Annotated in this window: 9 protein-coding genes; 1 reads left to right on the top strand and 8 read right to left on the bottom strand. The window is 64.2% G+C overall.

Translation table 11 applies throughout. The features are described 5' to 3' along the window. Window positions 1-137: 137 nt before the first annotated feature. The 8 genes from AC56PL_RS14085 to AC56PL_RS14050 all read right to left on the bottom strand — a co-directional run bounded on the left by AC56PL_RS14085 (window position 138) and on the right by AC56PL_RS14050 (window position 9,137). Window positions 138-1,148, bottom strand: coding sequence for an ABC transporter substrate-binding protein (locus tag AC56PL_RS14085; RefSeq protein WP_497154205.1), 1,011 nt, complete (start codon window positions 1,146-1,148; stop codon window positions 138-140). A 133-nt stretch (window positions 1,149-1,281) separates the two neighbouring features. Beyond that, window positions 1,282-2,226 carry a methionyl-tRNA formyltransferase gene (locus tag AC56PL_RS14080; RefSeq protein ID WP_497154204.1) on the bottom strand — a complete coding sequence of 315 codons (945 nt, stop codon included), beginning with the start codon at window positions 2,224-2,226 and terminating at the stop codon, window positions 1,282-1,284. A gap of 70 nt (window positions 2,227-2,296) precedes the next feature. Further along, window positions 2,297-2,704 (bottom strand): aspartate 1-decarboxylase, encoded by a 408-nt coding sequence (gene panD / locus AC56PL_RS14075; protein WP_497154203.1) that lies wholly within the window; start codon window positions 2,702-2,704, stop codon window positions 2,297-2,299. Next, the gene (locus AC56PL_RS14070; RefSeq protein ID WP_495514282.1) at window positions 2,704-2,958 is read right to left on the bottom strand and encodes an MbtH family NRPS accessory protein; all 255 of its coding nucleotides are present in this window, start codon (window positions 2,956-2,958) and stop codon (window positions 2,704-2,706) included. The genes panD and AC56PL_RS14070 overlap by 1 nt, the downstream gene beginning before the upstream one ends. Then, entirely contained in the window at window positions 2,939-4,240 is a 1,302-nt protein-coding gene (locus AC56PL_RS14065; protein ID WP_497154202.1) for a lysine N(6)-hydroxylase/L-ornithine N(5)-oxygenase family protein, read from the bottom strand. Before AC56PL_RS14065 ends, AC56PL_RS14070 begins: the two co-directional genes overlap by 20 nt. 250 nt (window positions 4,241-4,490) lie before the next feature. Then, window positions 4,491-6,284 carry an ABC transporter ATP-binding protein gene (locus AC56PL_RS14060; RefSeq protein ID WP_497154201.1) on the bottom strand — a complete coding sequence of 598 codons (1,794 nt, stop codon included), beginning with the start codon at window positions 6,282-6,284 and terminating at the stop codon, window positions 4,491-4,493. Continuing rightward, on the bottom strand, window positions 6,281-8,059 hold the full coding sequence (locus AC56PL_RS14055; RefSeq protein ID WP_497154200.1) for an ABC transporter ATP-binding protein: 1,779 nt from the start codon (window positions 8,057-8,059) through the stop codon (window positions 6,281-6,283). The genes AC56PL_RS14060 and AC56PL_RS14055 overlap by 4 nt, the downstream gene beginning before the upstream one ends. A gap of 199 nt (window positions 8,060-8,258) precedes the next feature. Continuing rightward, window positions 8,259-9,137, bottom strand: coding sequence for an SIP domain-containing protein (locus AC56PL_RS14050; protein ID WP_495514278.1), 879 nt, complete (start codon window positions 9,135-9,137; stop codon window positions 8,259-8,261). Between the two features lie 68 nt (window positions 9,138-9,205). Between AC56PL_RS14050 and AC56PL_RS14045 the strand changes: the two genes are divergently transcribed. Next, a complete protein-coding gene (locus AC56PL_RS14045) occupies window positions 9,206-10,009 on the top strand; it encodes an S-methyl-5'-thioadenosine phosphorylase (RefSeq protein ID WP_495514277.1) in 804 nt (267 codons plus the stop codon). Window positions 10,010-10,035: the final 26 nt, after the last annotated feature.

The following is a 10,035-nucleotide window of genomic DNA, read 5'->3' as shown; positions in this document are numbered from 1 at the left end:
TGCACGACCTCACGCATACTCGCCTGTCAGTTTAGGCTATATGAAGTGTCAGGGGTTGTTCGGATGCCCCGAAAACGCCGTGAGCCACCCCGGCAGGGCCGGGGTGGCTCATATGGATTCAGACTGACGCGAATCGCCTATTTGCTTGCAGCAGCTGCCAATTGCGGTGCCAGCTGGTTCACGCCCCACTCGAGGCTGAGCGGCGACGGGAACGCCAGGGCGAACGGCACGCCCTCGGTCTTCGGCACCACGGCCACCGCACCCTTGGACACTGCGGTCAGAGTCGGCCACAGCGGCTGCGACTCGAGGACCTGGACCTGATCGGGGGTATCGGGGATCACCCACAGCAGATCCGCGTCGAGATTGGGCAGGTTCTCCCAGGAGACCTCACCCTTTCCGCCGTCACATTCGACGGTCTGCGCGTAGTCGCTGAGCACGAGCCCGAGGTCGGCCATCGCGCGTGCCATGTTGTCTTCTGTCGAACACAACACGTACACACCATCTTCGGACGGCGAGATGATCGCGTTGTAGGTCTTGCCCGCCAACGCCGGGTTGTCGGACTTGGCGGTCGCGACGGCCGCTTCAGCGGACTTGATGCTCGCCTCGGCCTCGTCGACGCGATCGACGACCTGGCCGACCTTGCGCACGTTGTCCTGCCACGGATCAGCGTTGGCCTCGGTGTCGAAGTGCAGCACCGGAGCGATCTCGGACAGTGCCGCGAAGGACGTCTCGTCGAGGCCCCAGAAGCCGGTCGCCACGATGAGATCGGGATCGAGCGCCGCAACGGCCTCGATGCTGAAATCGGTGGCAGGCGCAGCGATCTTCGGTGTATCGGCCGGGTACTTACCCTCTGCCCAGGGGTAGATGCTCGTTCCGTTGGTCGCCGCATCGGTTTGCGGCATGCTCGGGATCGCGATCGGCGTCACGCCGACGGAGAGCAGGAAATCGGCATCGGTGGCCGACATCGCGACCACGCGCTGCGGCGTCTCTTCGACGACGGTCTCGCCGTATGCACCGGTGACCGTCACGGCCGATTCGTCCGACGAACTGGCATCGGAGTCGCTCGAGCATGCGGCCGGGAGCAGGAGAGCGATGGCCAGGATCGCCACCCGCCCCGCCATTCCCGTGGCTCGACTATTGGATTTCACTTTGTGCGACTTCCTTTACTTGCAGGCAGAGCCAGTCGTGCCCTGCGCCATCCAGATGATCCTTGCGATAGTACCTTTTTAGGCACTCTCTGTATAGGATCAAATGATTGACGTGGGGACGCCGCCGGTTGATCTATGCGTCGTCCGACAGGTACCCGCCACCGTGCGGGAAGAAGTCCAGTGCGTTGTGTTCGACGTCGTCATCGGTGCGGACCCGTTCGAGCACCAGGCCATGGTTCTGGCCCCGATGCGCGTTCGGGCCGGCCACGATCACCATGCCGTGACCCTCCTTGATGAAGATCCGGCCGGGTGTACCCCCGTAGATGCCCCGCGACACCCGTGCCTTGGTGATCCGGATGCGCTGACCACGCGCAAACGTGTACGCGTTCGGGTAGGGGTCGGACAACGCCCGGACGAGCCGATCGAGATCCTCTGCGGGCCAGGACCAATCGATCAGGCTGTCACGCTCGGAGCGCTTGTGGAAGAACGTCCGGTCGTCCAGGTTCTGTGGGGTCCATGTCGCCGTCCCTGACTCGATCTGCGAGAGCGCCTCGAGCAGCACCTCGGGGATCAGATCGATCGTGGCACCGACGAGTTCGGTCGCGGTGTCGGTGGGTCCGATCGGAACCGACCTCTGCACCAGGACATCGCCGGTGTCGAGATCGTCGTCCATCCGGTGTGCCGTCAGCCCGGTTTCGGATGCCCCACTGATCATCGCCCAGATCACCGGGGAAAAGCCGGTGAATCGCGGCAGCAACGAATCGTGGAGATTCAGGGTTCCGTGCGGCGGGAGGTCGAAAAGCTCCCTGGGCAACCAGGTTCGCCAGTTGTTGGCCACGATGATGTCGGGCTCCGCGAGCTTCACGCGCTCGATCAGCTCCGCCGTCGGTCGGGTGGCGAGCTCCACATCGACCCCGTTCGACCGGGCCAGGTCCTCCACGGAATCGGCCCAGATCGACTCGTACCGCTGCTCACTCACCGGGTGGGTCACCACCAGGGCAACCTCGTGATCGGATCCGATCAGCGCCTCGAGGGTCTTGTGCCCCCACGTCTGATATCCGAACATCACGACACGCATCGTTCACCTTCCATAGAGTTCGCCCCGGCCGCTTCGCCGTCGGACGGGTATCACTGCGGGTACCACTGTGTCACCGTGACGAGCGCTGATCAACTGCCCCCGGAACCGGCTGTGCCACATCATTTCCCAGCGCCAAAATCGAGTTGTTCCCATCGACGTGGACGACCTTGGTCTCGTGTAGCAGGACCTCGGCCTCGTCGAGTTGGACGTAGGACATGATGATCACCAGATCACCCGGGTCCACCAGGTGGGCCGCCGCACCATTGATACAGACGACCCCGCTGTCGGCAGCGCCGGTGATGACATACGTCTCCAACCGCGATCCGTTGGTGATGTCCACGATGCTGACCATCTCGCCCTCGACGAGATCGGCCGCCTTCAACAGGGTCTCGTCGATGGTGACGGATCCGACGTAGTGCAGATCTGCCTGGGTGACGGTGGCGCGGTGGATTTTTCCGTTCACCAGAGTGCGCAACATCAGATCTCCTGACTCGATGCGACCTGCGCGGGCGCGAGGTCCATGGCGTCCCGAAGACTCTTCGGTCGCATATCGGTCCATTGCTGTTCGACGTGGTCGAGACACGACTGCCTCGACGTCATCCCATCACTCCCGTGCACGATTGCCCAGCCTGTCGGAACCGTCGCGAAAGTCGGCCACAACGAGTACTGCTCCTCGTGGTTCACCAGCACATAGAACTTTCCGTCTTCGTCATCAAAAGGATTTGTCGACAAGAGTGGGCACCCCTTCCGTTTCCAGGTCACCGACACGCGCTCTACCGGCCAGTGAGTTCACCAATTCGCCTGATCGCACAGCAAGATTCGAGAGCAGGGTCGATGTCAGTCCGTGCGTGTGTTCGGTATTGCCCTGAAGGTAGATGTCACCTTCGACCCCATCATTGGTCACGATGCGGTATTCGCGATCGATGAGCGGCCTGCCCTGATCGTCGATATGGCATTCACCCGCCAGCGGTCCGAGTAGGTCCACAAGGGCCACCGGCTGAAATCCGGTCGCGAATATTATCGCATCACAATCGATTTCGGTGTGGTCCCGGGTCGTCCGGTGCCCGATCCGCACGGTGACACCGTCCCCGTAGTCCGCCACGTCGGCAATCTCGGATGCCCCGTGGACGAACAAGCGCCGACTATCGGAGACCCGCTCGGAATACTCCCGCCGATAGAGCTCCTCGATCAGCGGCAGATCCACCGCGGAGTAGTTGGTGGCGCGGTGATAGTCGAGCAGCTGCTGACGGAGTTCGGCCGAGGCACTGTGGAACTCGACCACCGCCTCCGGATCGAAGATGCGATTCGCATAGGGGCTGTCGTCGGCCGGCGTGTACCCGTACTTCCCGAAAACGGCGTGAACTTCCGCCTCCGGATATGAATCATGCAGGTAAGCAGCAACTTCCGCGGCGCTCTGCCCAGCACCGACCACCACGAACCGGTGGTGCGTTGACGTCGGCAGCACGCGCAGATGGTCCAGCAGCCGATGATTGTGGAAGACCCGGGCGCTCGAGGCGATGCCATTCGGGAGCTTGGCCCGCAGGCCGCCCGCGATCACGACGTTGCGTGCGGTGACCGGCGCGCGGTCACTCATGCACACTTCGAACGTGTTCGATATCTGGCGCACGCCCGTCACCTCGGCCCCGTACAGAACCGGGACATCGACCTGCCCCGCCGCCCATTCGAGGTAGTCGTGGAACTCGATCCGAGTGGGAAAGAAGCTCTGCTGGTTGATGAAATGCGTCAACCGGCTGCGCTCGGACAGATAGTTGAGGAAGGAGTAGCGACTCGTGGCATCGCGCTGGGTGACGAGGTCCTTGAGGAACGAGATCTGCATCGTGGTCCCCGGCAACAACATTCCCCGGTGCCACCCGAATCGGCTCTGCTTCTCGATGAAGCACGAGGTGATCCGGTCGGCGGGATCCAGATTTCGGTTGTGCTCCTCGAGCGCGATCGCAAGGGCGAGATTCGAAGGACCGAAACCCACGCCCACGACGTCGAAGTCGGTGGTCATGAACCGGCCACCCATCCCCGCGCGGCCGGCATCTGTTCCCCCCTCGCGAGATCCCGTCGGGTACCGGTGCGTGTGCTGCGCACGTCGTGGACCATGAGCACTCTCCTACCTGTGGCGTCTGCTGATCGATCTACATGGGCCGTATCGGCCAATAGATCTACAAAGTTAGCCTAGCCTGATATTTCTACCAATGGTAATTGAGTTCATATAGGCTTTTTGTGTCAACTGGCTTGATCCGCACTCGGAATTCCTAGTTGTTCGACACCCCACGTCCCCGCGACCAGGCATTCCAGAGCTCGCAGTAGCGCCCTCCTCGCGTCACCAGATCTGCGTGCGTGCCCACCTCCACGATCCGGCCGCGCTCCATGAACACGATGCGGTCGGCACGGGCCGCCTGGCTCAGACGGTGCGCGACGATCAGCGCGGTCCGCCCCTTCAGGGCGGCCTGCGCCGACTCCTCGAGTACCCCCGCGCCCACACTGCCCGCGTCGGCGGTCGCCTCGTCGAGGATCGCAACCTTGGGGTCGAGCAGTACGAGTCGCGCGAGCGCGAGTTGTTGCGACTGCATCGGAGTGAGCTGATGTCCCTCCGAGCCCACCTCCGTCCGAATGCCATCGGACAGGTTGCGCACCCACCCGCCCGCACCGACGAGTTCGAGTGCGGCGGACAGCTCCTCGTCGGTGGCATCGGGCGCGGCCATCCGCAGGTCGGCAGCCAAGGTGCCGGCGAAGACGTGGACCTCCTGGGTGACAAGGGCAACCGAACGGGACAGCTCCGACGGTTCCATCGACGCGATGTCCACACCCTCGAGCAGGACCCGGCCTGCCGTCGGCCGATGGACACCGGCCACGATCGTCGCCAATGTGGTCTTTCCGGCACCTGAGGGTCCCACCACCGCGACATGCTCACCGTCGACCAGGGTCAGCGAGATGTCGTGCAGCACCTCGTGTTCGGCCGAATACCCGTGGCTGATGCCCTCCAGCTCCAGCAGCGGTGCCGATGGTTTCGGCGAGCCAGGCGCGATGGGGTCGTCCACCGATTTCGACTCTTCGATCACCCCGACGATCCGGCCGAGCGCTGCCGCACCGGACTGCAGGTCATCGACAACGAACAGCAGCATTCCGATCGGATCGAAGAGCAGCAGGAAGAACAACATCGCCGCGGTGACGGCACCGATGGTCAGGGAGTTCCCGTCGACCAAGAAGAATCCCACGATCAAAATGGTTGTCATGCCGACGAATTCGCCCGTGTTCACCCGGACACCCAGACGACTGAAGAGCACACTCGCCCGAATCGACCAGCGGACCACTTCCCATGAGTGCCGATCTATCCGCCGATTCAGCAGAGCCGACAACCGGAATGCGTGCACGGACTCGAGCCCATGGATCGCACCGAGCACGTGATGCGCCCGGTCCGCGGTGGCCTCGCGCTGCGCCGCATACAGCACAGGGGCGTGCCGCAGATACATCCGGATCCCGTTGACGTACACCGGGATCACCAACAGGATCACGATCAGGAATCGCCAGTCGAGGGCGGCCAATCCGACAAATGTGACGCCGATGGTGAAGACCGCGGTCAGGACCGCGGGCACGGCTTTGCTGATCGCCTCACTGACGGTACTGACGTCCGCCGTCGCCCGCGACACGAGGTCACCACTGCCTGCACCCTCGATCCGCGAGAGCTTCAACGTCAGTGACGCCGCGATCATCTCCTCGCGCAGATCGGCGAGGATCGATTCGAAGATCTTGGCCGACAACAGGACTCCGATTGCCGCGAAGATCGCGGCACCGACCGCGGAGGCCGCCATGATGGCGGCCAGCCGCCAGATCTCGGCAGCGTCACCATTGCCGCTGTCGCCGTTCACGATATCGATGATCGTGCCAAGCGAGCGCGGAGTGACCAGACCCAGGCCGGCGGCCAGGGTCATGACCACCGCAAGCAGCAGCAGTTGCGCGGTATGCCGGCGCAACTGCGCCCGCAGATACCGCATCGTCATCGAGAAGTCGGTGACCAGGAGTTTCGGGTTCGACATCGGAGTACTCACCGGCCCCCTCCGAGCGCTCCGGCGAGCATCGACTCGGCGTCGGCCAAGACACCCTGATAGCGCAATCGCCCGTCTTCGATGATGATCACCTGATCGGAAACCTCGAGCAATGCAGGCGAATTGGTGAACACCACGGTCGTCCGACCGGCTCGCGCCTGATGCAGGCGGGAGACAACAGTCGCTTCGGTGACCGAATCGACCGCGGTGGTCGGATCGTTGAGCACCAGGATCGCCGAGTCCGCGGCCAGGGCCCGGGCCAGGCTCACCCGCTGGCGCTGACCACCCGACAACATCCGGCCCGCCTCACCGACCGGGGTGTCCAAACCGTTCGGCAGCACGTCCGCGACATCGTCGCAGGCCGCCGCGAAGATCGCCCTTGTGATCCGCGAATCGCGGTCGGGCCCGTCCGGCACCCCGGCGCCGATGTTCTCCAGCACCGTGCCCTCGAACAGGTCCGGGGTGTGCGGCACGGTCCGGATCAGCTCGCCGCTCACGTCGCCGTGCAGATCGAACAGATCGATGTCGCCGACCGTAACCTGCCCGGAGTCGGGATGGGCTTTCCTGGACAGCACCGCACCGATGGCCTCGGTGACCTCGGGAGGACAGACGACAACGACCACACCGTCGGTGGGCAGCGTCAGGTCGAGATCCTCGACCGGACCGATCGTGACGTGGTGGAACGACAGCGCCCCGGCAGCATCGCGGACGTCGCCGGTTCTGGTGGCCGGTTCCGCCTGCAACACCGACAACACCCGCTTTGCGCAGGGAACCGCGCTGTTCCAGACCCGGCCGAAGTTGGTGCCCAAGTTGTTCAGCGGCCCCATCATGAACTGGGTGAGGCCGACCACGGTGATGAGTTCACCCAGACTCATCTTCCCGTCGAGTGCCATCAGCCCCGCCGCGATGCACACACCCACCACGAACAAGGCCGAAACCATCTGCATCACACCGGTATATGCACCCTGTGTGCGTCCGGCACGGATGGCGGCGTCGCGGGCACGCGAGCTCGCTGCCCGGTAGCGGCGTCCGGCCTCGGCCTCGGCGCCGAGACCCTTCACGATGCGCAGGCCTGCCACCAGATCGGTGGCGGTCCCGGCCGCTTCGCCTGCCACCTCCTGTTCCTGCTCGGTCCGCGCGCGCAGCGGGCCTCCGGTGAGATCGAGAATCCACAGCAGCACCGGGGTTCCGACGAGGATCGCCAGGCCGAGCGGCCACGAGATGAACAGGAGTACACCGCCTGCCACCAGCACCGCGGCCATCTCGCCGATCGGGAACACCGCGATGAAGACCGCCATCGACAACCGGTTCACGTCGGAGGTCGCGATGTTGAGTGACACACCCGGCAGGCGGGCCGGGCCCGCCATCCCCTTCGGATTCAGGATGCGATCGGTCACGCGCATCCGGAATTGGTGCTCGACCATCGTCTGCCCATAAACGGCGAGTCGTTCACCGAACCGCCAGGTATAGGACAACAGGACGAAGTCGGCGGCCAACGCGATCAGCCAGATCACCAACGATCCGACGTCGCCGGTGGACACCGCCCGGTCGATGGCGATACCCATGATCACCGGCACGAGCGCCTCACCGACAAAATGACCGACCATCAGGATCGCGGCCGGGATCGTGTACCTACCCGCACCGAAAATCGTGCGGAGGGCAAACTGTCGCGGCGTCGTGTCCGCGTCGACCCGAATCTCTTTGCCCCGAACAGGTTCCGCGGGTGGTACGAGGAACACCGGCAACCTGGTACCGGGGTCATACCTGTCAGAATCCACCCGAAGCCTCCGGCCATTGTCGTCGCGCAGATCGGTCGTCGCGCAGATCGGTCGTCGCGCAGATCAGTCGTTTCGCAGATCGGACAGCAGCGCTGGTGAGTCGTCCGCGCCCGTGAGATGCCGATCTGCACTCGAGGCGACACCCTAGTACCACCCCGCGGCGCACAATCGTGCCGGGGCGCAGGGAGAACGTGCGCTGTTACAGCCCGACCCGCTCGAGCGCATCGTCGTATATCTCGTTGGCCACCTTCGGGCTCTTCCCTTCGGCGAGCGCCTGCGTGTACACCTCGAGCGCCTGCGCACCCTGTTCGGAGAACTTGCGCGCCCATTTCTCACCGTCAAAACGCCAGTAACCGATGATGTCGCACTGCTCGGTCTTCCAGCCGAACCGGCGACGCAGATATTTGCGCACCGCCCTCGACGCCTTTGCCTCTGCGGCGAACCAGCAGTAACCACGGCCTTCGGGATGCTCGAACTTTTCGACGGCCACGTCCAGGCGGCTGTCACCGTTGCCATTGCCGCTGCCGATCAGCGTGATGAGCTCGACGCCGTCGCGCGACGGCAGGTAGTCGAGATCGCTCTCGTCGACCACTTCCACGATTGCCGTGGCTCGCGCGCCGCCGGGCAACTCTTCGATGATGCGTGCCAGCGCGGGCAACCCGGCCAGGTCGGCAACCAACAGTTGCCATTCGGTGGTCGGTTCGGGGCAGTACCACCCGCGGCCATGTGCCATCGCCACCTGGTCACCGACCTGCGCACGCTGCGCCCACGTCGTGGCGACACCGTGGTCGTGAACCACGAAATCGACGGTCATCACGTTGGTACCGGGTTCGATGCCGCGGACCGTGTAGTTGCGTCCCTCGGGCATCGGATCGACGTCGTAGTAGCCCCAGACACCGTCCCGGCACTCCATGTCGGGAGGTGAATCCTGGCCGTCGACCGGGAAATAGATGCCGACGACCTCGTCGGCGAGCCTGGGTAGTTCAATGCCCGCCAGGTTCGGAACATCGAACCGAATCCTGAGCAGTCGAGGATTCAGGATCGTGGTCTCGACCACCATTGCGCGTGAATAACCCATGAAACGAAGGCTAGCCTAAGCAGTGATGGATGCGACAGACCCAAACAACTTCAGGCAGGCTTGGATTCATGGACGCAGACACTCAGCCACGGATCGGGATCATCGGCGGATCCGGCTTCTATTCGTTCTTCGAACCCGGTGCTCGGCAAGTCATTGTCGACACCCCGTACGGCGATCCGAGCGCCGCGGTCACCATCGGTGATGTGGACGGCGTGCCGGTGGCATTTCTACCCAGGCACGGCCTGTCCCACGAATACGCACCGCACACCGTTCCGTACCGGGCCAACGCGTGGGCTCTGCGGTCGGTGGGTGTACGCCGGATCTTCGCGCCCTGCGCGGTCGGTGGGCTGGACCCCGAGCTGGAACCCGGGACCATGGTGATCCCCGACCAACTCGTGGACCGCACCTCCGGCCGGGCGCAGACCTTCTTCGACGGACCTGCCGTCCACGTCGCATTCGCCGACCCCTACTGCCCGGCGTTGCGCCAGGCAGTGGCCACCGCCGCACCCGAAGCCGTTGTCGACGGAACGATGGTCGTGGTCCAGGGGCCGCGCTTCTCGACGCGGGCCGAGAGCCGGGCGTACGCGGGCCAGGGATTCACCCTGATCAACATGACCGGTCAGCCCGAAGCGGTGCTGGCCCGTGAACTACAGATGTGTTACGCCGCGGTCGCCTTGGTCACCGACACCGACGCGGGCGTGGTGGCCGGCGAAGGAGTGATGGCCTCACAGGTGTTCGCCGTCTTCCAGGAGGGGCTGAGCCTGATGCGGGACGTGCTGACCGCAGCGATCGGTGAGGCCGCCCGCCAACCGGAATGCCGTTGTGCGCAAGGCGAACACGAGATCGCGTCCGTGATGAACCCGATCTCCTGACCCCGCGCTGAACGCTCGGGATAAAG

This window comes from Williamsia sp. Y721 (genome assembly GCF_059683565.1).
This window is presented reverse-complemented; position numbering and strand designations above follow the sequence as displayed.